The organism is Devosia algicola (genome assembly GCF_028816455.1).
GTDB lineage: Bacteria > Pseudomonadota > Alphaproteobacteria > Rhizobiales > Devosiaceae > Devosia > Devosia algicola.
On record NZ_CP118246.1, the window covers coordinates 1419435 to 1442427 of the forward strand.

The 22993-nt window shown below is 57.4% G+C and carries 20 protein-coding genes and 5 pseudogenes; 13 read left to right on the forward strand and 12 right to left on the reverse strand.

What is annotated here, in order from left to right; genetic code table 11:
- Positions 1-31: 31 nt before the first annotated feature.
- Both PSQ19_RS07565 and PSQ19_RS07570 read right to left on the reverse strand, forming a co-directional pair.
- Entirely contained in the window at positions 32-1117 is a 1086-nt protein-coding gene (locus PSQ19_RS07565) for an Ldh family oxidoreductase (protein WP_282220267.1), read from the reverse strand.
- 4 nt (positions 1118-1121) lie between these two features.
- Positions 1122-1577, reverse strand: a complete 456-nt coding sequence (locus PSQ19_RS07570; protein WP_282220268.1) for a cupin domain-containing protein — start codon at positions 1575-1577, stop codon at positions 1122-1124.
- Positions 1578-1829: 252 nt separating this feature from the next.
- On the opposite strand from PSQ19_RS07570, the gene PSQ19_RS07575 reads away from it, so the two are divergent.
- The 8 genes and pseudogenes from PSQ19_RS07575 to PSQ19_RS07600 all read left to right on the forward strand — a co-directional run bounded on the left by PSQ19_RS07575 (position 1830) and on the right by PSQ19_RS07600 (position 6839).
- Positions 1830-2138: a hypothetical protein gene (locus PSQ19_RS07575; protein WP_282220269.1), complete on the forward strand. Its 309-nt coding sequence runs from the start codon at positions 1830-1832 to the stop codon at positions 2136-2138.
- A pseudogene (locus PSQ19_RS19770) lies at positions 2026-2451 on the forward strand (substrate-binding domain-containing protein); the annotation flags it as partial. The gene PSQ19_RS07575 and the pseudogene PSQ19_RS19770, both read left to right, overlap by 113 nt.
- A 73-nt stretch (positions 2452-2524) precedes the next feature.
- Positions 2525-2875: pseudogene (locus PSQ19_RS07580) on the forward strand (substrate-binding domain-containing protein); the annotation flags it as partial.
- 109 nt (positions 2876-2984) lie between these two features.
- Complete coding sequence (locus PSQ19_RS07585) at positions 2985-4502, forward strand: sugar ABC transporter ATP-binding protein (RefSeq protein ID WP_282220271.1); 1518 nt, start codon at positions 2985-2987, stop codon at positions 4500-4502.
- A gap of 95 nt (positions 4503-4597) precedes the next feature.
- Positions 4598-4900, forward strand: a pseudogene (locus tag PSQ19_RS19775) (ABC transporter permease); the annotation flags it as partial.
- A gap of 157 nt (positions 4901-5057) precedes the next feature.
- Complete coding sequence (locus tag PSQ19_RS07590) at positions 5058-5558, forward strand: ABC transporter permease (protein WP_282220272.1); 501 nt, start codon at positions 5058-5060, stop codon at positions 5556-5558.
- Positions 5555-6542: pseudogene (locus tag PSQ19_RS07595) on the forward strand (ABC transporter permease). Before PSQ19_RS07590 ends, PSQ19_RS07595 begins: the two are co-directional and overlap by 4 nt.
- Complete coding sequence (locus tag PSQ19_RS07600; RefSeq protein ID WP_282220273.1) at positions 6543-6839, forward strand: GYD domain-containing protein; 297 nt, start codon at positions 6543-6545, stop codon at positions 6837-6839.
- Between the two features lie 35 nt (positions 6840-6874).
- Here PSQ19_RS07600 and PSQ19_RS07605 read toward each other — a convergent pair whose 3' ends face one another.
- Positions 6875-7570 carry a GntR family transcriptional regulator gene (locus PSQ19_RS07605; RefSeq protein ID WP_282220274.1) on the reverse strand — a complete coding sequence of 232 codons (696 nt, stop codon included), beginning with the start codon at positions 7568-7570 and terminating at the stop codon, positions 6875-6877.
- Between the two features lie 164 nt (positions 7571-7734).
- Between PSQ19_RS07605 and PSQ19_RS07610 the strand changes: the two genes are divergently transcribed.
- From PSQ19_RS07610 to PSQ19_RS07625, 4 genes are all read left to right on the forward strand, one after another.
- Positions 7735-8538 (forward strand): HpcH/HpaI aldolase family protein, encoded by an 804-nt coding sequence (locus PSQ19_RS07610; protein ID WP_282220275.1) that lies wholly within the window; start codon positions 7735-7737, stop codon positions 8536-8538.
- Positions 8539-8611: 73 nt separating this feature from the next.
- Complete coding sequence (gene hisD / locus PSQ19_RS07615; protein WP_282220276.1) at positions 8612-9922, forward strand: histidinol dehydrogenase; 1311 nt, start codon at positions 8612-8614, stop codon at positions 9920-9922.
- Between the two features lie 33 nt (positions 9923-9955).
- On the forward strand, positions 9956-10726 hold the full coding sequence (locus PSQ19_RS07620; protein ID WP_282220277.1) for an SDR family NAD(P)-dependent oxidoreductase: 771 nt from the start codon (positions 9956-9958) through the stop codon (positions 10724-10726).
- A 31-nt stretch (positions 10727-10757) separates the two neighbouring features.
- Complete coding sequence (locus PSQ19_RS07625) at positions 10758-11456, forward strand: alpha/beta fold hydrolase (RefSeq protein ID WP_282220278.1); 699 nt, start codon at positions 10758-10760, stop codon at positions 11454-11456.
- Positions 11457-11475: 19 nt separating this feature from the next.
- Here the strand turns inward: PSQ19_RS07625 and PSQ19_RS07630 are convergent, their stop codons facing one another.
- The 6 genes and pseudogenes from PSQ19_RS07630 to PSQ19_RS07655 all read right to left on the reverse strand — a co-directional run bounded on the left by PSQ19_RS07630 (position 11476) and on the right by PSQ19_RS07655 (position 19125).
- Positions 11476-12258 carry a VOC family protein gene (locus tag PSQ19_RS07630; RefSeq protein ID WP_282220279.1) on the reverse strand — a complete coding sequence of 261 codons (783 nt, stop codon included), beginning with the start codon at positions 12256-12258 and terminating at the stop codon, positions 11476-11478.
- 78 nt (positions 12259-12336) lie between these two features.
- A complete protein-coding gene (locus PSQ19_RS07635) occupies positions 12337-12813 on the reverse strand; it encodes a VOC family protein (protein ID WP_282220280.1) in 477 nt (158 codons plus the stop codon).
- A gap of 28 nt (positions 12814-12841) precedes the next feature.
- The gene (locus PSQ19_RS07640; RefSeq protein ID WP_282220281.1) at positions 12842-13456 is read right to left on the reverse strand and encodes a TetR/AcrR family transcriptional regulator; all 615 of its coding nucleotides are present in this window, start codon (positions 13454-13456) and stop codon (positions 12842-12844) included.
- A gap of 103 nt (positions 13457-13559) precedes the next feature.
- Positions 13560-14709, reverse strand: a pseudogene (dgoD, locus tag PSQ19_RS07645) (galactonate dehydratase).
- A gap of 151 nt (positions 14710-14860) precedes the next feature.
- Positions 14861-17944: an efflux RND transporter permease subunit gene (locus PSQ19_RS07650; protein WP_282220282.1), complete on the reverse strand. Its 3084-nt coding sequence runs from the start codon at positions 17942-17944 to the stop codon at positions 14861-14863.
- Positions 17899-19125, reverse strand: coding sequence for an efflux RND transporter periplasmic adaptor subunit (locus PSQ19_RS07655; RefSeq protein ID WP_282220283.1), 1227 nt, complete (start codon positions 19123-19125; stop codon positions 17899-17901). Before PSQ19_RS07655 ends, PSQ19_RS07650 begins: the two co-directional genes overlap by 46 nt.
- 290 nt (positions 19126-19415) lie before the next feature.
- On the opposite strand from PSQ19_RS07655, the gene PSQ19_RS07660 reads away from it, so the two are divergent.
- Positions 19416-19922, forward strand: a complete 507-nt coding sequence (locus tag PSQ19_RS07660; RefSeq protein ID WP_282220284.1) for a hypothetical protein — start codon at positions 19416-19418, stop codon at positions 19920-19922.
- Between the two features lie 78 nt (positions 19923-20000).
- Here the strand turns inward: PSQ19_RS07660 and PSQ19_RS07665 are convergent, their stop codons facing one another.
- The 3 genes from PSQ19_RS07665 to PSQ19_RS07675 all read right to left on the reverse strand — a co-directional run bounded on the left by PSQ19_RS07665 (position 20001) and on the right by PSQ19_RS07675 (position 22986).
- A complete protein-coding gene (locus PSQ19_RS07665; protein ID WP_282220285.1) occupies positions 20001-21200 on the reverse strand; it encodes a mandelate racemase/muconate lactonizing enzyme family protein in 1200 nt (399 codons plus the stop codon).
- Between the two features lie 267 nt (positions 21201-21467).
- Positions 21468-22604: a mandelate racemase/muconate lactonizing enzyme family protein gene (locus tag PSQ19_RS07670; protein WP_282220286.1), complete on the reverse strand. Its 1137-nt coding sequence runs from the start codon at positions 22602-22604 to the stop codon at positions 21468-21470.
- Complete coding sequence (locus PSQ19_RS07675; protein WP_282220287.1) at positions 22597-22986, reverse strand: UTRA domain-containing protein; 390 nt, start codon at positions 22984-22986, stop codon at positions 22597-22599. The genes PSQ19_RS07670 and PSQ19_RS07675 overlap by 8 nt, the downstream gene beginning before the upstream one ends.
- Positions 22987-22993: the final 7 nt, after the last annotated feature.

Below are 22993 nucleotides of genomic sequence, written 5' to 3' on the forward strand. Positions count from 1 at the left end.
CGTAACAATCAGGGCAATCGTCCTGCCGTTTCTAGGACGTGGTGGCCATGAATTGGTCAATTGAGGCTTGCATGGCCTCGCCCTCAATCGTTCTGGCGATGCCAACAAGTTCATCAACCAGCGAGCGTGGCATAGGGAGGCCCTCTTCCTGCCGCCTCGCCATCGTTTGGTGCTCGATCTCCCCGGGAATGTACATGCGTTGACGGTCATCCCACATCGGCGAATTTTTCACGGTCTGATAAAAGCTGTCCATCCGATCCAAAAACTCGGATGCTCCCATCAACACCGTTGGATCGATCGCGATCACCATATGGCCAGTGTCGCTGGTTTTGTCCGGCGCCCCATACATGCTCTTGATATCGAACTGGAATGCGCCACCGCTGATGACGCCACACAGGATATCGACCATAAGTGACAGGCCAAAACCCTTGTGCCCACCCAACGGCAGCAAGAAGCCTTCAAAGCCGATGCGTGGATCGTCGGTCGGTTTGCCGGATCGATCCGTCGCCCATGTCATCGGTATTTTTTCGCCTTTTTCCTCGGCGAGAAGCAGCTTGCCCCCTGCTACCGAGGACATTGAAATATCCAGCAGAAACGGAAATCCGAGTCGCGTCGGCGCGCCAAAAGCAATAGGGTTATTGCCTGTTATCGGTTTTGACCCACCCGGCACGACCAGATTCGGGGTTACATTGGTCATAGATAGCGCCAGCATGCCCTGGTCAGTGGCCTGACGGGCATAAAGTGCGGCGGCGCCAAAATGGTTGGAATTGGTCACGCTGACGGCGCCGATGCCATATTCCTTGGCCAGGGCAATGGCACGCTCCATGGCCGCATGACCGACCAGAAACCCCATGCCCTCATTGCCATCCATAACTTCAAAGCCGCCACGCGCCGCGATAGTGCTGACCTCGGGATTGGCCTTGATCACATGCCCCATCAGGCGTTTGGCATAGATGGGCATGCGCAGCAGACCGTGGGAATCTATACCCCACAAATTGGTTGTCACCATACTTTGGCTGCACAGTTGCGCATTGGCGGTGGTCATGCCCAGACCTGCAAACATCTGATAGAGAAACAGTTGGAGGTCGCTCGCGGCGACAGTGATGTCGTTTGACATAGGGCTAACCTTTGTTGGGTGCTGGTAGCGGCTCGGCGCTCACCATGATGGAGGCAAATACACAGGGCTTGTCGCTGCGGTTGTGCCAGGTATGGGTAGTGCCGCGCTGAATCAGCACATCGCCTGCTTTGAGCAGCACGGCGCCTGTTTCGAGCACGGCGTGAATTTCGCCTGACAGGATGATGTTGTAATCGACGGTGTCATTGCGGTGCATGCCGGGGTCGGCGGCATCCTCGATGACATGTTGGGTCGCCTGAATGATCTCAAAGTCGGCAGCAGATAGATCCGGACGCTGAACCTGATCAGGCATGAACTCCACAATTCTGAAGCGCGAACCACCAACCGGGGGATGGTGTTTAACTGGGCCTGCACCGGCATCCTCGGTGCCGCCAAGTTGGGCCAATGGACCAGTGGTTTCCCAAAGGCTCATGAAACACCAGTCCGCGCCCGGGCTGGTCAAGAACAGCGCCCGCAGGTCCATCCAGCATAAAACAGGATTTTCCGGCCGAGTTTGTCGCCGTTACTACCCGACGAACCGCAATGGTCATGTCATTTCTCCCTGCCCTATCGCCCGGCATTCAGTGTTTGCACAGGCATCGATTATGTCGACTTTCCAAGTGTTGACAATTTTGCTGACAATTGCAATAGTTCATTTGGAGATGACGTTTGTTCGCCCGAAATCTGGCCAGCGTCTCAATCTGAGGAGGATTGAATGAATACAAAAATCACACGTCGCGGCCTTGGCCGTATCGCAGTGGCCGGACTTGCCGGCACGGCAATGGTTGCCAGCGGCATCCTGCCGTCATGGGCCCAGGACAAGCCACGTTACGCCATGCTGGTGCGCGTCTTGGGCAACACCGCATTTGAGTTGGCCCATGTTGGAGCCCAGGAAGCCGCCGACGAGGAAGGTGTCGAGCCTTATCTTCACCGGCCCAACGGAAAATACCGCCGAGGGTCAGATCGCCTTGATCAATTCGCTCGTCGCCCAGCGCGTCGATGCGTTGATCCTGTCCGCCAATGACGCTACGGCGCTGACGCCATCGCTACAGCAGGCCGCCCGGCGCGGGGTCAAGGTTGTGACCTTTGACCAGGATACCGATCCCAACGCCCGCACGCTTTCCATCGCCTCCTCAACCAATGCCTTGATTGCGCTCGGACCCGCCAAAATTGCGCTGGATCTGACCGGTGGCACCGGCGAGGTCGGCATTGTATCAGGACCCGCCAACTCGACCACGCAGAATGATTGGGTCAATGAAATGATCCGTCTGACCAAGGAAGACGATGCCTTCAAGGGCCTCAATGTCGTTGAAGTGGCCTATGGCGACGAACGGTCTGACAAAGCCTACAATGAGGCGCTGGCTCTCGTGAACAAATACCCTGACCTAAAGGTAATCGTTTGCTACAGGCTCCGTAGGTCTGGCCGCCGCTGCTCAAATGGTGACGGATCAGAATTTGATCGGCAAAGTCTATGTAACCGGCCTTGGCTTTGCCAACGAAATGGTGGGCTATGTCAAATCGGGCGCCGTTCCCGCCTTTGCCATCTGGAACATGGTCGACGTCGGCTATACCACCGTCTACGCGGCAAAAGCTGTCGTTGATGGTGAGGTAACCGGTGCCACCGGCGATGTCATTCATGCCGGTCGGATGGGCGATTTGACCGTCGGCGACAATAGCACCGCCGTCATGGGCGAATTGTTTGTCTACGACAAAACCAATGTCCAAGAGGCCGCCGACCTTATTGCGTCACTCCAGAAATAGTAACTGACCAGCGGGGCCATGTCCCGCTGATCCACTCCAACAGGTATCAGCAGGGACTGGTGCATCGCGTCGCGATCCGCAACTTGGCGTTAACAAAGGCGATAGTGTCATGGCACCACTGCTCACGATATCAAATCTGGCCAAGCGGTTTGCCGGCGTACACGCACTGAAAAGCGTTTCGTTGCAGGCTCAGGCAGGACGAGTTCTCGCCGTAATTGGCGAAAATGGTGCTGGCAAATCCACGCTGGTCAAAATATTGACCGGCAATTTTGCGCCCGATGCTGGCGAGATCATTTTTGACGGTGAGCAACATCAATTCTCGGGCCCTCAACAGGCGGCCTCTATTGGTATCTCGGCCATCCAGCAGGAGCCGTCGCTGTTCGACGATCTCAGTGTGGCCGAAAACATTTTCGTTGGTGCTCAACCCGAACGGGGCGTGGCCGGAATCGACTGGCGCACGATGCGTCAGCGCTCCCGCCAACTGCTGGCAGACATCGGAGTCAACCTCGACCCCAATATGTTGATGCGCAATTTGAGCGTTGCCGAGCGCCATCAGGTGTCGCTGGCGCGCGCCTTGTCGACAGATGCAAAGCTGATCATCTTTGACGAGCCCACGTCCGCCCTGTCGCAATCTGAAATTCGTCACCTTTACGGCATTGTCGAGCAGCTGCGTGATCAGGGCAAGGCCATCATTTTCATCTCTCACAAATTCGATGAAATATATCGGATCTGCGATGATTATGTCGTTCTTCGCGATGGCGAAACAGTCGATGAAGGTGAACTGGCTGACATCGGTCAGGAACATCTGATTTCCCAAATGGTGGGACGTTCGCTCACAGAAATATATCCCAAGGCGGCAGTTAAGGTCGGTGCCCCGGTGTTGGAGGTACAAAATTTCAGCCATCCCACCGAATTTGCCAACATCGGCTTCCAACTACGAGAACGAGAAATACTTGGGTTCTACGGGCTGGTCGGCTCGGGACGCACCGAGGTCATGGAAGCAATTTTCGGACTGAAGGATCACTCTGGCACATTAAGCGTTGGCGGGGTGGAGCAAGACATTCGCCGACCGAACGATGCCATGGCTGCGGGTATCGCCTATGTGCCTGAAGATCGCCAACGCCACGGTGCGCTGACGGCCTTCTCCATTCGCGACAACATTTCACTGCCAATAATCAATCGATTGGCCCGTTGGGGATTCCTCATGCCGGGGCGCGAGCAGGAACTGGTCGACCGCTATGGTCAGGACATGGAAATCAAGGCCTCCAGCTGGAGCCAACCTGTGGCAGAACTTTCCGGTGGCAATCAACAAAAAGTGGTGCTCGGCAAATGGTTGGCTACCAACCCTTCGATCATCATTCTGGATGAACCCACCAAGGGCATTGATGTTGGCACCAAGGCTGCCGTGCATCGCCATATCGGCAAACTTGTGCAACAGGGCCTTTCAGTCATTCTCGTTTCGTCCGAGCTCGAGGAGGTTCTGGCACTGGCCGACCGCATGGTGGTCATGCGTCAGGGGCGAATTGATGCGGTGCTGGAACGTGCCGATTTTTCACCAGAACTGGTTATGGCCAAGGCCGCTGGCGTTTTGCCAGGCAGCGATAATGTGAAGCAGGCTGCTCGATGACCGAGACAATGACCGTCAACACATCCGCCCCGGCCGCCAGACCGCGTCGCCGCAGTTTACCCCGCGAGGGCGTCCTGTTCATAACGATTTGCCTGATGCTGATCGGCATCGCACTGCGGGCGCCCGAATATCTTGCATTCAAGAACTTCGACAATTTGGTCTACAACTTTGGCTTCCTGACCATTCTGGTTCTGGGTCAGTTGCCCGTGCTGATCTCACGCGGCATTGACCTTTCACAAGCCTCGACGCTAGCATTTGCCGGCATGTTGCTGGCGCTGATTTCCCAGCAATATCCCGGCGTACCGGCGGTGGTTTTTCTTGTTGCCTCGATCGGCATCGGCGCTGTCATGGGCGCTATCAATGGCGGTCTGATCTCGCTGATGAAACTGCCCCCGATCATCATGACACTGGGGACGATGACCATCTATCGAGGCTTCGTCTATTTGCTAAGCGGTGGCGCATGGGTGTCGTCCAACGAGCCTATCGGACAATTTCAAATCGATCGCCTCGCTTCAATTCCTCGGCCTGCCCCTGGTATTCTGGATCACCTTGGTGGTGATAGCCCTGTTTTGGTACCTGATGGCCGCCATGCGAACTGGCCGCAATATTCTGGCGGTCGGGGGCAACCCGTCTGCCGCGCGCTATGCGGGCATTTCCATCGAGCGCACCGAATTTCTGGTCTATGTTCTTTCTGGCGCCGCGGCCGGTCTGGTCGGCTACCTCTGGACTGCCCGGTTTGCAATCGCATACACCCAAGCGGCTGAGGGGCGCGAATTTGCCATTATCGCTGCCTGCGTCATCGGTGGCGTCAGCATAGCGGGCGGGCGCGGCACGGTGATCGGCGCCGTGCTTGGCGCGGGCTTTATCACCATCATCGACACAGCCCTGCCGTTCCTTCGGATCAGCCCCTTTGCGCAAACTGCCATTTTGGGTGCGGTTATCCTGATCGCGGTCGCCGCCAATGCATGGACTGAACGCAAGCCGGGACGGCAAATTCTGCGCCGCGACGACGCTAGCGCCAGCCAGGATAGTCACAGCCACGGGAGCGCCACATGACGTCAATTCGGGATCGTCTCAAAAGCGCCGCTACCAGTTGGGAAGCCGCATTGGTCGTATTGTTGGGAGGCGTGGTAGTTCTCAATTCATGGCTCTCACCCTATTTTCTGGACTATTATAATCTCATCGACAGCACGTTGAGCCTTTTCGGAGAAAGCGCTCATCGCCCTGCCAATGGCGCTGCTGATTATCTCTCGCGAAATCGACGTGTCAGTCGCCTCGATCGCGGCGCTGGCCGCAGTGATGATGGGCATTGCCGCCGACGCGGGCCTCGGCGCACCCGGCCTGGTGGCCGTGGGGCTCGCAACGGGCCTGGCCGCAGGATTGCTCAACGGCGCCATCGTCAGCGTGTTGCGTGTGCATTCGATCGTGGTCACCATCGGCACATTGTCACTTTATCGCGGTATCGCCGTGGCCATCGTCGGTGATGGCGCCTACACCAATTTTCCCGCCGACTTCGCCTTCCTCGGACGGGGTTATCTCTGGGATGTTGTGCCGGTTGAATTTGTCATCTATCTGGTAGCGACCATCGGTTTTGCCGTCCTGCTCCATGCCAGCATTATCGGTCGACGCATCTTCGCCATTGGCAGTAACCCCGAAGCCGCACTCTATTCCGGTGTGGCCGTAACCCGCTATCGCGTTGGATTGTTTGCTCTAACCGGTCTGATGGCCGGTCTGGCCGCTGTACTATTGACCAGCCGACTGGGCAGCGTGCGCCTCAACATCGCTACAGGCTGGGAACTGCAGGTCATCACCATGGTCGTGCTGGGCGGGGTTGGCATCGCTGGCGGCACCGGTTCAATTCTGGGCGTCACCCTCTCGGTATTCCTGATTGGGCTTTTGACCTTTGGCCTGTCGCTGGTCAACGTGCCCGGCATCGTCATGAATATATATCTGGGCCTCCTGCTGATCAGCGCTATTGCATTGCCCAATCTGATCCGGATTGGCGCCACCATCCTCAAATCCACAAGTAAGGAAACTTGAATGAAACTCTATTTTATTACCGAAAAAGTCACGCGCGAAGCCATGATGACCGTCAAGGAAGCTCCCGGTCGTGCCAAGGGTGTTGTGACCTTTGCAGCATCGTTCGATGTTCGCATCATCGAGTTTTTCTACTGCAACAACCTTTTCGATTTCGTCATGAAAGTCGAGGCGCCGGACGAAGAGTCGGTTACCGCTTTTGTCATGGCATTGAATAAGTCGGGCAATGTGACAGCGCAGATGACACGCGCCTACACGCCTGACGAATGGGCCGGATTGGTCGAACGTCTCCCGGCTTGACCGTTCGACCCGGCCAAGGACGTACGCGACCTTGGCTACACAACCACCCGCAAGCGACGCGGCTGTGAAACAGCGGGTTCGGCATTGCCATATTTCATCCGGTAACGCTGGCCATATTCTTCAACACGACGGAGATCAAAATGCCGGAGGACCGTATCGATCAGTTTGGCATTATCCGTGCCCTTCATGGCCTCTATGATTTCCCAATGATGTTCCGTGACCCGCTCCATGACGCTGCGATCACCATATTTCATCGCCGTAATCGCGTGCACGCGAATGGCAAAGTCCTCAATGGCGGCCACAAGCGTTGTGTTGGCGCAGGCCGAAAACTGGGTGCGATGAAACTCCGTATTCAGATGCAGGACGGCTCGGTAATCCCCATCTTCGATCGCTTTGGAATGCCGTTCCTGAATCGCCGCCATTCTGTCAGTAATGTCGGGGTCTACCGGCAACTTGGTCACCGACGCCGCATGACTTTCGAGCACCGCGCGCACATCGTAGATTTCGCGCACCTCGGTCGGTGTCATTTCACGCACCAGCACGCCACGATTGGGCACACGGTCAATAAATCCCAGTTCTTCGAGATGCAGAAACGCCTCGCGGATCGTATGCCGCTTGACGCTGAACCGCTCTGCCAGGCGCTCTTCGGCCAATTTGTTGCCGGCCGGAAAAATGCCGAGGACGATATCCTCGTACAGGGTCGTGACAATTCTGGTAATCGCGCTGGTCAACTCGGCACTCCAATGACGGCTCGGATCGGCGCGTGCGTTCGGTTTGGGCGAAGCACCCCTAGAGCAGTGCCAGAATACCGGACTGACAACCCCAATTACAATATATTAGTCGCGCCAACGTGCCCGGCATTCTCTCGACCACTGACCAACAGGAGGGCCCGCTGATGCGTCCCAATACTTTGAAACAACGCATTCGGGACAATCAACCGATTGTTTCTGCCTGGCTCTCGATCCCTTCGGGCTATTCCGCCGAAATATTGGCCCGACAGGGATTTGATTGCGTCAACGTCGACCTGCAACATGGCATGATCGGCTTTGATCACGCTGTGCCCATGCTTCAAGCCATTTCGGCAACCGATGCAATACCCATCGTCCGGGTCGGCAACAGCGAACCAGCGGCAATGATGAAGCTTTTGGATGCCGGAGCCTATGGCGTAATTTGTCCGATGATCTCAAACGTTGAGGACGCACAAACCTTTGTGTCAGCCTGCCGCTACCCGCCACATGGCAATCGTTCCTTTGGCCCGGCGCGCGGCCTGCTCTATGGCGGTGCCGACTATGCCAAACACGCCAACGACGAAATCTTGACCATCGGCATGATCGAAACGCGCGAAGGGCTGGATAATGTAGACGCGATCGCGGCGGTCGATGGGCTTGATGGCCTGTTTATCGGTCCAAATGACCTCTCGCTGGCGCTCGGCAAAGCGCCGATGGCTGAGCCGACAGACCCCGAAGTGGTGGCGGCAATAGCCAAAATTTTGGAAGCCGCACAAAACCAGGCAAAAGTAGCTGGCATATTCTGCTCCTCGCCGGCAGCAGCCGCAAAACGGATTGCCCAAGGGTTTGGTTTTGTCGTTCCCGGCAACGACGCCGGTATGTTGACCCAGGCCGGACGCAACGCGGTTGCTGGCGCGCGCGCCAATCCTGCGGCAGACGCGGGCAACACCAAGGGCGGCAGCGGCTACTAGCGCCGCCGACCAATCCGTTTGAACAAAATTTGACACCGCCACGCCCCACGTTGGCAGCAACCAGTGAGATCACATGAGCATTCAGTATTTGAAGCGCGGAAAGCCCGAAACTCAGCGCAGCGACGATGACGCCAAAGTACGGCTCAGCGTTGAAGCGACGCTGGCTGACGTCACAGCACGCGGAGACGACGCAGTACGCGAACTCAGCGCCAAATTCGATAACTACACCCCGGCGTCCTTTCGCCTCAGCGAACAGGAAATCGAGGCCTTGTTGGCCAAGGTAGCCAAGCGCGATCTGGATGACATCAAATTCGCCCAGGAGCAGGTACGCGGTTTTGCGCAGGCCCAGCGCGATTCCATGCACGATATCGAAGTGGAAACTCGCCCCGGCGTTATCCTCGGTCACCGCAACATTCCGGTGCAATCGGTTGGTTGCTATGTGCCGGGGGGCAAATTTCCCATGGTCGCCTCTGCCCATATGTCGGTTGTCACAGCCTCGGTCGCTGGTGTGCCCCGCATTATGGCCGCCACACCGCCGTTCAAGGGGCAACGCAATCCCGCCGTCATCGCGGCCATGCATTTGGGCGGCGCCCACGAAATATATGTGCTGGGCGGCATTCAGGCGGTCGGCGCCATGGCGATTGGAACCCAGACTATTGATCCGGTGCATATGATCGTCGGCCCCGGCAATGCCTTCGTTGCCGAAGCCAAACGGCAACTGTTTGGTCGGGTTGGCATTGATCTGCTGGCCGGACCCACCGAAACCATGCTGGTCGCCGACGATACTGTTGACGCAGAATTATGTGCCACGGATCTGATCGGCCAGGCCGAACATGGCTATAATTCGCCCGCCGTTCTGGTCACGACATCGCGCGCCTTGGCTGAGGCAACAATGGCAGGCATCGATGAACTCTTGAAAATCCTGCCGACTGCTGAGACCGCCAGCGCCAGCTGGCGTGATTATGGCGAGGTCATTCTTTGCGACACTCATGAGGAAATGCTCAAGGTCGCCAACGACCTTGCATCCGAGCACGTCCAGATCATGACGGATCGCGACGATTGGTACCTGGCCAACATGCACAGCTATGGCGCTCTATTCCTCGGTCCGCGCACCAATGTGGCAAACGGCGACAAGGTAATCGGCACCAACCACACACTGCCTACCAAAATGGCTGGTCGCTACACCGGCGGTCTTTGGGTCGGAAAATTCCTCAAAACCCACAGCTACCAAAAGATCACAACCGATGCGGCGGCGGCGGAAATCGGCGCCTACTGTTCGCGGCTCAGCCTGCTCGAGGGCTTTGTTGGGCACGCCGAACAGGCCAATGTCCGGGTGCGCCGCTATGGCGGTCGTAATATCGGCTATGGTCAGCCGGCTGAATGAACGCGGTAGATAAAATAATGGATGGGTGCCCCAATGCAGCATGAATTGCCCAGCACACCGTCCGCCCGTCTTGATGGCCGCCGAGCGTTGGTTGCGGGCGGGTCGTCGGGCATTGGTCTCGGTTGCGCCATGGCGTTGGCTGAGGCCGGTGCGCATGTCACGATATGCGCCCGCCGCCCCCCGGAACTGGGAGACGCCGTCGATGCAATACGCAGCAGAGGTTTTGATGCAGCCCCCCTCCAGCTCGATATTGCCGACGTCGAAGCCACAGAACGCGCCGTGGCGACCGAGGGACCGTTTGACGTGTTGGTCAACAGTGCCGGTTCGGCCCGCCACGGCCCAGCCCTTACGACAACGCCGGCAGATTTCGACGCGGTGATGAGCATCAATCTGCGCGGCGCATATTTCTTGTGCCGCGCAGTCGCAGCCGGGCTGATCAACGCTGGCAAGCGCGGCTCGATCATCAATATGTCCAGCCAAATGGGGCATGTCGGAGGTATCGAACGTGCGGTTTATTGTGCCTCCAAGCACGCCATGGAAGGCTTCACCAAGGCAATGGCAGTCGAATGGGCTACCAGGGGAATCCGGGTCAATACGATTTGTCCCACCTTTGTGCGCACCCCGCTGGCGGCACAAACCCTGGACGACGCGGAAAAGCGGCGATGGGTCGAGGCCAATATCCCGCTGGGGCGTATTGGCGAGACTGAAGATATTATGGGTGCAGTACTGTTTCTGGCGTCCGACCTGTCGGCCATGGTTACCGGCAGCGCCCTGCGCGTCGATGGCGGATGGACTGCAGCATGATTGAAAATGCATCGCCATTTGGAACGCCCCAATGAAACTTGTCCTTGTCCCCGGCATGATGTGCGACCATCGCCTGTTCACCCCACAGATTGCAGCGTTCGCAGACAGTTTGGACATTATCGTCGCCGATATTTCCGGCGCCGATTCCATAGAAGCGCTGGCACGATCGGTGCTGGAGCAAAGTGGATCGGGACCATTCGCCCTTGCCGGACTTTCAATGGGCGCCATTGTTGCAATGGAAGTACTGCGACAGGCGCCCAACCGCGTGGAGCGCCTCGCCCTGCTTGACTGCAACTATCGCGCCGAACTGCCGGAACGCGCCGCACGACGCACTGGCGAAATGGCACGAGCACAGAGCGGCGAGCTGGAACAAATGATTGCCGAGCAGGTGGCGCCGTCCTATTTCACCGTTCCAGGCAAGTCAGAGCCGCGTCTGACCAGTTTGGTGCTGGACATGGCGCTGAGCCTGGGACCTGCGGTATTTGTGCGCCAGTCACTTGCCGTTCGTGGCCGTGCCGATCAGTCCCAAACGCTTGGCCAATCCAAAGTGCCCACACTCATTTTATGCGGCGAGTACGACCGCGTGTGCCCGCCGGAAATGCATGAAGACCTGCATGGCCTGATGACCAACGCCAGTTTGGTCAAGATCAGCAACGCTGGCCATTTGCCAACACTGGACCAACCCCTCGAAACCAATTCTGCACTAAGTGAGTGGATCACCCCGCGGTGAGCGGGATGATCAACCACAGCTATTTGGCCGCGTCCCGCATGCCAATCAGCGAAAAATGTGCGCCCTGCGGATCTTGGGCCGGCGCAATCCAGGCACCACCCGGTACTTGCATCGGCTCCATCAATACGGCCCCGCCATGGTCTTTGACCCGCGCGACCGCAGCGTCAAAATCGGCGACAGAAATATAATAGACCCAGCTCGGGTATGGCGTACTGTCCATCTTGGTCATGACACCCCCAACCGCGTCTTTACCGCCGGTGGCAAATGTCTGGTAAATGAAGCCGCCCATGTCGTTGGCCTCAACCTTGGTCCAGCCAAACAGTTTTTCATAAAACGCAAAGGCTTCCTCGCGGTCCCCGGCGTGCAGTTCGTGCCACCCGATATGCTTGGGCGCCATCAACGGAACAGGATCGGCGTTGTCGTTTGTACTGGGCTTGAAAATGATAAGGCCAGCCCCGTGTGGATCGGCTATCACCGCGAACCGACCGACGCCAGGAATATCGGTAGGTGGCCGATGAACCTTGCCGCCCGCCTCGACCACTTCCGCCGCCTTGGCGTCAACATCGGCCACACCGACATACCCCATCCATGCAGGAGGCACCCCATGACGCGCGATCTCGTCGGGGATCGGCATAATACCGCCAACCATCGTGTCGCCATCTCGCAATATTGAATATTTTGTGTCCGCCATGCCTGAATCGGCAGCGGTCCATCCGATAACCGCTGAGTAAAATCGCTCGGCCGCCGCCACATCGGTCGTCATGACGTCGTACCAGACAAAGGGTGATGCTTTTGTGGTCATGTCACTGTCCTTTCCTTGGGTTTATCAGCAAGTTTAGCTACCGCTTGTGTATCTATTGTTCCGAAATACAGCAGATCGTCAGCCTGCGACCGCGGCCTCAAGCGCGGCAACCTCAATCTTGGTCATCTTGAGCATTGCTTGCATGGCGCGTTCGGCCGCCGCGCGGTCTTGGCTTGCCAGAAGTTGCGACAATCGCTTGGGAACCACCTGCCAGGAGAGTCCGAAACGGTCTTTGCACCAGCCGCACTGGCTTGGCGCGCCGCCATTTGCCGTCAGGGCGTCCCAATAGCGATCAACCTCTGCCTGATCGGCACAATCAATCGAGAACGAAATTGCTTCGGTGAACTTGAATGCCGGGCCGCCATTGATACCGATAAATTTCTGTCCATCCAGCACGAACTCGACAACCAGTATCTCGCCTTTTTTGGTCGACGGGTTATCACTCGCTGAACCGACTTTCTTGTCAATCCGGCTATTGGGAAACAGGCTGACATAGAACTCCGCAGCCTCTTCCGCGTTACCATCGAACCACAAACTCGGGGTAATTTTTGTCATCTTAAGCTCCTCTCCGGTGATAAATTAGTCATGTTGTTTGGACGTCAAAAAGCAGTTTTACGTAGCGAATGAGATGATCAATGCTGTCGGCGGCGATAGCGGCGCCACCTTTCGCCTTGGCAAGAATGAAAGCGCCCTGAAGCACCGCCTGAGTGTGGAGCGCGAGAGACTCCGCGGTCCAATCAACCGCCATCGCTCGCGCCTGCATCGCCGCGTCAATATCGGCTTCAATTTTGGCGGCATGTTCGCTGATGCTGCGGTCGCAAGCGTCGCGAATATTGGGTGCGGTCTCGTAGGTTTCCTGAACCATGGTGCCGACAAGGCAGGTAAAATCAGGCACCCCGCCCCGCAGCAGCGCTTTGCGAAACTCAAGATAGCCCAGCACCCGATCCAACGGGTCAGCGTGATCATGATAAGGCGCATTGGTGAACAGGGTACCGGTGAACAGCGACCAATAATCGGCTGCCGCAACACCAAGATCGTTCTTGCTCTTGAAGTGGTGAAAAAATGCTCCTTTGGTGACGCCTGCTTCACGGCACAAATCATCAACGCTGGTGGATGAATAGCCTTTGGTTCGAATGACCGACAGCGCGGCATCGAGCAGTTTTGCCTTGGCGTCCGGTTTGGTGTCGAGTTTGGGCAATTTCTCCTCCTGAGATATAACATACCAACTGGTTGGTATGTTTGCAACAACAAATTCTGCCAATAGACGGATCACGGCTACCCGTCGTCCCCGCTACTAAGTTCTACCACTCAGCGATGGAGCCGTCAGAATGGCGCCACACCGGCGCGCGCCAGCGATGGCCAGTCTTGGCCTGTTCGATAACGAATTCCTCATTGACCGTGATCCCAAGCCCGGGACCCTTGGGGATCGACAGGAACCCATCCTTGAGTTCGAACCCGGCATCCGCCGCCACATAGTCGGTCAGGTCGCCGCCCTGATTGTAGTGAATGCCCAGGCTTTGCTCCTGAATGAACGCATTGTGGCACACCGCATCAACCTGCAGGCTTGCCGCCAACGCGATCGGGCCGAGTGGGCAATGCGGCGCCAGCGCAATATCGTAGGCTTCAGCCCAGTGCCCGATACGAACCATTTCCGAAATGCCACCAACATGGGCGGTATCGGGGTTGATAACGCTTGCGGCGCGCTTTTCGAATACCTGTTTGAAATCATAGCGCGAATGCAGCCGTTCGCCGATGCACAACGGAATGCTTGTGGTGCGCGCCAGATCGGCCATCGCGTCAACCTGCGCCGACACTACCGCATCCTCGACAAAGATCGGGCGCAGCGGCTCGAGCTCCTTGAGCAATATCTTGGCCATTGGCGCATGCACGCGGCCATGAAAATCGAACGCCAGGTCCATTTTCGCGCCAACAGCGTCACGTAGGGCCGACAGGCGCGCCACGATCATATCGACCGTGGCGTAGGTGTCGACGATTTGCAGGCTCTTCACAAATATTCATCTTGCAGGCATCAAACCCGCGCGCCAGCAGCTCTTGCGCCCCCGCTATCAGATTGTCGGGCCGGTCGCCGCCAATCCAGCAATAGCTGCGAACCTTGTCTCGCACCGGTCCTCCCAATAGCGCGTGAACGGGGGCATCGTGATAGCGCCCCTTGATATCCCAAAGTGCCATGTCGATCCCCGACAGCGCACTCATCAAAACCGGTCCGCCGCGATAGCAGCCATTGCGGTAGAGCATCTGCCAGATATCTTCAATATTGAGTGGATTGGCGCCGACCAGAAAATCCGTCAACTCGGCAATCTTGGCTGCTAGGGTCTCGGCGTGGCCTTCAAGCACCGGCTCACCCCACCCCGACAACCCTTCGTCGGTTTCGATCTTGAGGAACAGCCAGCGCGGCGCGACCAGAAAGGTTTTGAGAGCAGTAATTTTCATTTCATCGACTTTCGGGTGACAACGCGACGGGCACAGCCGCTTGCACGACCATACGCTATAAAATCCGGAGCACTTCCGCAATTTGGGCTAGTCGAACGGCTGCAATTTGTTGTGCATCAAGCGAGCCCGGCACTTCGAATAGTGCCCAACCTTACTCGGCCGCACCAACGGCGGCTTCATTAACCGCATCCAATTCTGTGCGCAGACGATTTTCTTCCTCGATCCGTGGCTTGGCGAAACGGGCAAGGAGCAGATAGGCAACCGGCGTCAAATAGAGTGTTGAGATCGCGGCAATGCTCAATCCGCCAACGATTACCCAACCCAAAGCCTGACGCGCCTCCGCGCCCGCCCCGCTGGCCAGAACCAATGGTACACCGCCCAGGATCGTGGCAATCATTGTCATCATCACCGGCCGCAATCGAATATTGGCTGCTTCTTCAACGGCCTCGCGCACCGCCATGCCGCGATCACGCAATTGGTTGGCAAATTCGACGATCAGAATGCCATTCTTGGCCATGATGCCGACCACCAGCACCAGACCGATCTGACTATATATGTTGAGCGAACCACCGGTTAGGAACAGCGCATATATTGCGGCAGCAACCCCAAACGGCACGGTGACCATGACGATAATGGCGCTCCACAGGCTTTCAAACTGGGCTGCCAGCACCAGCAGAATAATGATGATGGCAAACCCGAAAGTGATCAGCAAACCATTATTGGCCTCGCCAATGGTTTTGGCTTCGGCCAATGGAATGATCGCCATGCCCTCGGGCAATAGTGGACGGGCAATTTCCAGCGCCTGCTGGTAGGCGTCACCCAGCGCCAACCCGTCAAGACTGGCGGTAACGGTAACGGCTCGACGCTGCTCTTCGCGTCCCAATGTTGGGGCAATAGGGGCCTCGACAATGCTGGCGATGGTCGACATTGGCACATAGCGCCCGTCTCCCGTCTTGATAAACAGGCTTTCCAGATCGTGTGGATCATTGACCGGGTTCTTGGTCGAGACCATGCGAACCGTGTAACTGGTGTCGTTGATGAACACATTGCCGATATCGGCGCCATCGATCATGGCCTGCATCGTTGTGGCCAGACCATTGATATCAATGCCCAGCGCCGCTGCGCGAGCCCTGTCAATGGTAAGCGTCAATTGTGGCTGCGTCGTATCATAGTTGACGTCCAGATTACCGAACGCGGGATTCTGCTCCAGTTTGGCCGCTATTTCATGGGCCGTTTCGGCAAGCCGTGAATAATTATCCCCCACTACCGCAAATTGCAGCCCGCTACCACCGCCGCGAATGCCCAGGCTGTTGCCCTGAAACAGCGACGCACGCACACCAGGCACCAACGGCAGTAACTTGTTCACGTCTGCGACAATATCGGCCTGGCTGCGACGACGTTCATCCCATGGCGCCAGACGCAGGCCAAGAAACCCGCCATTGCCGAACCCGGAGATCACAAAAATGCTTTCGACCTCGCCACTTTTGACAAACGGCTGCAGTAAATCTTCAAGCCGTTGCATTTGCGAGCGGACGAAATCGAGGCTGACCGTACTGGGCGCTGACACGCGCACATTGATTTGCGCGCGGTCTTCGCGCGGGGTTATTTCCTGGCGCAACTGGGTAAAGACCAGATAGGACGCGCCTGCGAACAATAAGGCGACCAGCAGCACCACCAGCGGATTGTTCAGCGCCTGGTGCAGCGTTGCACGATAGAGTTTGCCGAGCGCCCGCCCAATGTGACCCAGTGGACCACCATGATGTTTGGTGTCATCGCTTGGTTTTAATAGTCGCGATGCCAGCATCGGGCCAAGCGTCAGGGCGACCACCGACGACACCAGAACCGCCATCGCCAGGGTAAAGCCGAATTCACGGAACAACCGACCGGTTTGTCCGGACAAAAACGACAAGGGGACGAACACCGCCACCAATGTCAGCGTGGTGGCGATGACGGCAAAAAACACTTCCTGTGTGCCCAACACCGCAGCGGCGCGATTACCCGCCCCCAGGCTGCGCCGTCGCACAATATTTTCCAGCACCACGATGGCATCGTCCACCACCAGTCCCGTGGCCAGCACCAGCGCCAACAGCGTCAATATATTAAGCGAAAATCCTGCCAGATAGATCCCGGCCACCGCCCCCAACAGCGCGATCGGCATTGAAAGAGCCGGAATCAGCGTGGCCCGCCAATCCAACAGGAACAAATAGATGATGCCCGCAACAACCAGAAGGGCAACGCCCAACGCAACCTCGACCTCATGCAGGGCGCCATCAATAAATACCGACTCGTCACTGGATATTTTTACATTGACACCCTCGGGCAAAATCTCGTTGAGCGTGGCAACAGCGGCTTCCACCCCGCGCGATATCTCGATCATGTTCGATTGCGCCTGCCGCACGATCCCCAGACCAATACCCTGCCGACCGTCGGAGCGCAGGCTGATATTGCTGGCCGCCGCATCAAACACCACGCTGGCCACATCGCCGAGGCGCGTATTGCCCTTGATAGCCAGATTTTCAAATTCGGCAGGCGTGTTGACGTCGGCAACGGCACGAACCAAAATATTCTGATTAGCCGCGTTGATCGATCCGGCTGGCGCGTCAAACGCCATTGTGGACAACGCGTTGCGCACATCAACCACACTCAACCCGAGGCTGGCGAGCTTGGCCTGATCGATATCAACTTCGAAGGCGGTTTCCTTGGTGCCGTAGATCTGGACATCAGCGACCCCTTCGACCGCCGCCAGCCGTTCGGCCACCACATTATCCACCAGGTCGCTCATTTCGGCGATGCTGAGCGTGTCCGAGGTAACCGCCAGCCTTATGGCGGCTTGTGCATCGGCATCCGCCTTGAAAATCACCGGATCATCGGCGCCATCCGGCAGATTGCGTCCGGTCCGGCTCAATGCATCGCGAACGTCTGAAGTGGCGGTGTCGAGATTGGTGCCATCATTAAAGGCCAGCGTCACGCGGCTATTGCCGTTTGAGGAGCGCGAGGAGATCGAGGCGACCCCCTGAACCCGCGCTACAGCACCCTCAATTTTGGCGGTAATTTCCCGATCCACTGTTTCGGCCGCGGCGCCGGTAAAACTGGTGCTGATCGAAAGCACTGGTTGCTCGACACTTGGCAATTCGCGAATTTCGACACCCAGCAGCGCCGCAAGTCCGGCAACCAGAATCAGGGCATTGATTACGACGGCCAGCACCGGTCGGCGCACAAACAGTGCCGCCAACATACCCCCCGTTCGTTTTGCTGTTGGATCGACACGCTGGTGCCTAGGCTCCTTGGTCTTGTTGGTGGACCATCATTGGTTTGTGCCGCCGCTCCCGGCCCGTCCAGCAGGGTGACCGTTGCCCCCTCACTCAGTTGCAATATGCCCTCGGTGATCACCGCGTCGCCCGGCTTGAGATCACCTTTGACCAACACGCCGTCGCTGTTGCGCTGGACAATCTCGGCCATCACCTTGTTGGCCTTGCCATTGTCGAACCGCCAGACATACGACCCTTCCGCCGACCACTGGATCGCCAACGGGTTCACCGCCGGAAATTCTTCGCCGGCAAATTTCAGGCCCACTGAAAACGACATGCCGGGCCGCAGGGCGTTGTCAATGTTGGCAACCCGCGCCTCGACCTGAAGCGTGCGGCTTTGCTGGTCGATCTTGTTGTCCACCGCGCTCACTACGCCCTCAATGGCAAGACCGGGAAGCGCGACGGCACGCACATCCACTGGCATCCCCTTCGATATCGATGTCGCATAGCGCTCGGGCACCCAGAAATCGATGAGAATACTCGATGCATCCTCAACCGTGGTCACCGCGGCTTGTGCTGACAAGTAATTGCCCGGTCGCACCTGAATCAGTCCAACGGTGCCGTCGATCGGGCTGACAATGGTGCGCCGTTCCAACGCATCCTCGGCAGTGCGCAATTGCAGATGCGCTTTGTCCGCGGCCAGTTGAACCGTGGCCAGCGCCGATCCCGCGACAAGGTCAGAGCGCGCCAGTCCTTGATTACGCTCAAGCGTGGCATCGGCGTCGGTTGCCGCAAGCTGCGCCAGGTCAAAGTCAATCTTTTCCTTGGTAGCATCCAGTCGACCGATGGTCTGTCCGGCCTTGACCGCATCACCTGGCGACACCAACAATTCCTCAAGTTTGCCGCCAGATGGCGAGCCAACAGTCACCGAATGTATGGCGTTACCCTGACCAATCGCCGAAAGCGTGTCGTTGATCGTTGCCATCACCACAGCACTGGTAACCACCGACGATGTCCGACCGCCCCGTCCTCCGGCTCCCCGCCCCGGCGCTCTGGCTTGTGCCGACCCGGCAGCGGCGCTGGCCGCTTCGCCGGTAGCGGCTTGCGCGCTGGCCGCGCCCGGCAAAACAATGCCAAAATCTGCCAATGTCTGGTTGGCGCCCGGCATATATAGTACCCATCCGGCGCCCACGATTATGAGAATGACTAGGCAGATTAACAGCTGTCTAAGCAAGAGCGAGAATCCCGGAACTTTGTGTCATGTGCCACGTTGGCCTATGGTGGCACCAAACTATGCACCAGTTCGCCGCCGCCTAACATTAAAACGCGGTAATTATTGAGGCTAGCTACAGTATTGCCTGCCACCCCGCAACATAGGTCAGCGCGCAGAATATCCATAATTGCGGCGTCCTTAGCACAGCCATTCACCCCATAACTTTATCGTGAGATCATTTTGCCATGACCCGTATCGTCATCGCCAACGACAAAATGCAGACCGATTATCGATATACCCTTGTGGCGCCGGTTGGGCACGATTTTGACGTCGACTTTCAGCCCGAACTGACCCCGAAACAAATGCTTGAACTCGGCGTGTTCTGTGGCAAATACATTACCGATTGCCGCAATGAATTCCCCAAAAGCTGGTTCACCAACGCCCTTTTGTCGCCCGCTGGTCGCGATTGCTCGCTAAACTATTATGGCGTTGACGCCAGTCAGCCCCTGGCGACGTGGCGAAACCGAGGATGGATTCACCCCGATGATCCGCGCGGCTGGTTTCAATGGTACTGTCGATATTTCATTGGCCGCCGCCTGCCCGACGAGGATGCCCGCCAGATCAAACGATGGAAGGCGATGCGACGGCACATATCCCAGGTCAGGAAAAACTGCGAGCCGGGCAATCCAATGTGCCGCCCACGCCAACGCCAGGCCCTTTTGCACTGGGCCTATGACAGCCGCCATATCTAGCGACAGACGCCACACAGTAAATGTCTCTCTGGCAGCACTGCCGCCAGAAAAACACAAGATCAATGCACATGCTCGCAACTAGTCAAAAAAGTCGGCGTCCCCTTCGGACAGATATTTTTTAGCCTCTTTAGGAATGAGATTGACCCCGAGGCCGGGGCGATCCGGCACGTCGATCATACCATTTTTGACCGGCACCCCATCAAATCCCTCGGTGATATCGTACCAGAAGGGCTCAAACCGCGCCGGATATTCAAACGCTATCAGATTGTCAGGAAGCGTCGCACAAACCTGGATCAGCGCGGCAAGGCCCAAAATACCATTGGCTGTTCCATGCGGGGCCATGGCAATACCGTGCAGGTCCGCATATTCAGCGATCCATTTGAGCTCGGCAAGACCACCACAGTCACACGGATCGGGCCCCACCACATTGACCGCGTGCGACTCGATCAATGCCTTGAAGTTCTGCCGCAAATAGATTTGCTCGCCGGTGTGGATCGGCGTCGTCGTGGCTCGCGTGACCTCGCGGAACACATCGGGATTGACAAAGGGCGAGTAGTCCCCCGTTATCATGTCTTCGACCCACAAAAGATGCAGCGGTTCGAGCGCCTTGGCAAACCGCAGGGCGTCATGGGCAAGATAGCCCGGCCCGGCATCAACCGCCATCCCGATTCCCTTGCCCAATGCGTCCTTGGCGGCGGTGACACAGGCAACCAGATGCTCAAACCCCTCCTGGCTCATTAGCCCCTTGTGGGGATAGGGAAACGGCGCATTGGTCTGCACCGCTCCATAGTGAAAACCGGGCACATCGGCGACCATCGAGGAATGGAACGAAGTTGGCAGCTTGAACATGGTGAAGCCTTCGGGCAGCGCCTTGCCATACTCCGCCCAGCGAACATAGTCGTCTGGTGTATGCCCCACGCCCACTTCGCCCTGATAAAGCGTGCGATAGGTGCGCACCTGATCACGCACCTTGCCCCCGAGCAGTCGATAAACCGGCAGATTGGCCGCCTTGCCTGCAATGTCCCACAACGCCGTTTCGATGGCACTGACAGCAGCCCCCAGGGCTTGAACCCACCGCGCACGCGAATACGCTTTACCACCCGCTCGACATTGACCGGGTCCTGCCCCACCAGCCAGTCCTTGAGCCTGCAACACGATCGGTTGCAGATAGGGTTTTGGCGTCTCGATCTGGCTCCACCCGGTAATGCCTTCATCCGTGATGATGCGTATCACGGGACTGTTGGCAATAATGGCGCATTTAATATCCGTGATCTTCATCCGGAACTCTCCTCCTCTTTTATGAGTCAGAGAATTGCGTCTTTACGCCCGTTTGTCGAGCCACGCCGACGCTAATCCGTTACCCCGGCTGCGTAAATATCACGATGAGTGCAGAGCCGCGGAAAATTATGCGTGCACCGCCAATCGGCATAAGGTCGTTCTCAGGGGCAAAGCGTGGATCAATTTTGAGCACGCTCGTGGCGGTGTCGCGCCTCATCGTCCCCAGTCGATATGACCCATTGTCAATCGCCCCAATGATGTCCGATATCAGGGCAGCCCAATCGCCTGATAGTGGCTCGCATAGCCCGAAAACTGATCGAGGTCCGGCTCGATCCCCAGGCCCGGTCGATCCGTCAGCCGCATGCCCAATCGCGGATCGTCCAGAAATTGGTCAGCAAAGGCGCTGCGCAATGGGTTGGGATTGGCGTCCACTTCCAGCAGTCCATCGCCGCCAGCCGCCGCCAAAATGTGAGCCGAGGCCACCAAGCCGATGCCGCCACCCAGATAGTGCGGATAATATTGGCGACCATGCTGCTCGGCGCTGCGTGCCGCCGCCAGACACCCGCTGACGCCACCCCATTTGGCGGCATCGGGCTGAATGATCGACAATGTGCCCGTTTCAATAGCCGCTTCCAGCAGCGCCCAACTGGTCAAATTTTCTCCCGCGGCCAGTTTTTGACTGGTGGCGCTTTCGAGCGCCGCCCATTCCGCCTGCGGGCGGTCCACCGCCAATGGCTCCTCGACCCAGGAAAGATCAAATTCTGCAGCCTGATTCATCATCGAAATGGCAGTTCGCAGATCCCAGTTCTGATTGGCATCGATTGCCAGGGCGAAATCGCCGTCAAGCGCCCGAACCGCCGCCAGATTGCGTATGTCGAGCCCTTCGCCAAACCCGACCTTGACCTTGAATGTGTCATATCCCTGCCGCCGGAAGGCGGTAACCACATCTTCGGGTCTGTCAGGGTTGATCCCGCTGATATAGACCGGCACATGCTCCCTATATTGCCCCAGCATCGCGCACAGCGGCATGTCGGCCTGCCGCGCTGCCAGATCGTGGAGCGCGATATCAAGTCCGGCGATAGAAGCGGCGAACGGCCCTGTCTCCCCCGATTGCAGGGCCATCAAATGGGTCTTGGAACGCAAACATTCGCTAATATCGGCGGGCGTTTCCAATGTCGTTGCCAACACCAGTGGCGCCAATATCTGATCAACAATTTTGGCCCGATATTCCGGGCTGACAGCCGAGTAGTTGCACCAGATTTCGCCATAACCGGTAACCCCGTCATGGTCGGTTACCGCCACCAATGTCATTGGCCGATCATGCATCACACCAAGCGCTGTGCGAACCGGCGTAGCAATCGGGTAGCGGAATACGAAGGTTTCGACGCGGGCAAATCTAGTCAAAATGTTCCTCCGTGTCGATTTCCAGAATATCGGCGCGGTAGATCACATCCGCATAATAAAGGATTCGGTCGGCGTGATCGCGCAGTGCCCGTCTGATATGGGCCACAGGATCGCCCGCCGGATATTTCAGCATCAGCGATGTCTCTTCATCGCATTTGCCAAACCGAACCAGCTGGTTGACCTGGACGATGTCGGTCACCGCCACCTCATTAAGCACGGGAATTGCCAACTCGTTCCGGAACCGTTCCGGCGCTCGGCCGAACATATCGCTATCAAGAAACAGCCGAATAACGCAGTAACGCAGTGCATCGCGCACATGCACGCGCTTGATATAATTGTACGATGGCGCCAGCAGGCCGAGTGTGGGCGCCACAACCGGCATCGCGATG

What these genes read in the sequence shown, in the direction of transcription:
- PSQ19_RS07650 (WP_282220282.1), bottom strand. Translation starts at nt 17,944, where the DNA reads ATGTTGGCGGCACTGTTTGTGCGCCGACCGGTGCTGGCCGTCGTAATC.
- PSQ19_RS07565 (WP_282220267.1), bottom strand. Translation starts at nt 1,117, where the DNA reads ATGTCAAACGACATCACTGTCGCCGCGAGCGACCTCCAACTGTTTCTC.
- PSQ19_RS07610 (WP_282220275.1), top strand. Translation starts at nt 7,735, where the DNA reads ATGCGTCCCAATACTTTGAAACAACGCATTCGGGACAATCAACCGATT.
- PSQ19_RS07625 (WP_282220278.1), top strand. Translation starts at nt 10,758, where the DNA reads ATGAAACTTGTCCTTGTCCCCGGCATGATGTGCGACCATCGCCTGTTC.
- PSQ19_RS07660 (WP_282220284.1), top strand. Translation starts at nt 19,416, where the DNA reads ATGACCCGTATCGTCATCGCCAACGACAAAATGCAGACCGATTATCGA.
- hisD (WP_282220276.1), top strand. Translation starts at nt 8,612, where the DNA reads ATGAGCATTCAGTATTTGAAGCGCGGAAAGCCCGAAACTCAGCGCAGC.
- PSQ19_RS07665 (WP_282220285.1), bottom strand. Translation starts at nt 21,200, where the DNA reads ATGAAGATCACGGATATTAAATGCGCCATTATTGCCAACAGTCCCGTG.
- PSQ19_RS07585 (WP_282220271.1), top strand. Translation starts at nt 2,985, where the DNA reads ATGGCACCACTGCTCACGATATCAAATCTGGCCAAGCGGTTTGCCGGC.
- PSQ19_RS07630 (WP_282220279.1), bottom strand. Translation starts at nt 12,258, where the DNA reads ATGACCACAAAAGCATCACCCTTTGTCTGGTACGACGTCATGACGACC.
- PSQ19_RS07575 (WP_282220269.1), top strand. Translation starts at nt 1,830, where the DNA reads ATGAATACAAAAATCACACGTCGCGGCCTTGGCCGTATCGCAGTGGCC.
- PSQ19_RS07600 (WP_282220273.1), top strand. Translation starts at nt 6,543, where the DNA reads ATGAAACTCTATTTTATTACCGAAAAAGTCACGCGCGAAGCCATGATG.
- PSQ19_RS07635 (WP_282220280.1), bottom strand. Translation starts at nt 12,813, where the DNA reads ATGACAAAAATTACCCCGAGTTTGTGGTTCGATGGTAACGCGGAAGAG.
- PSQ19_RS07655 (WP_282220283.1), bottom strand. Translation starts at nt 19,125, where the DNA reads ATGCCGGGCGCCAACCAGACATTGGCAGATTTTGGCATTGTTTTGCCG.
- PSQ19_RS07675 (WP_282220287.1), bottom strand. Translation starts at nt 22,986, where the DNA reads ATGCCGGTTGTGGCGCCCACACTCGGCCTGCTGGCGCCATCGTACAAT.
- PSQ19_RS07620 (WP_282220277.1), top strand. Translation starts at nt 9,956, where the DNA reads ATGCAGCATGAATTGCCCAGCACACCGTCCGCCCGTCTTGATGGCCGC.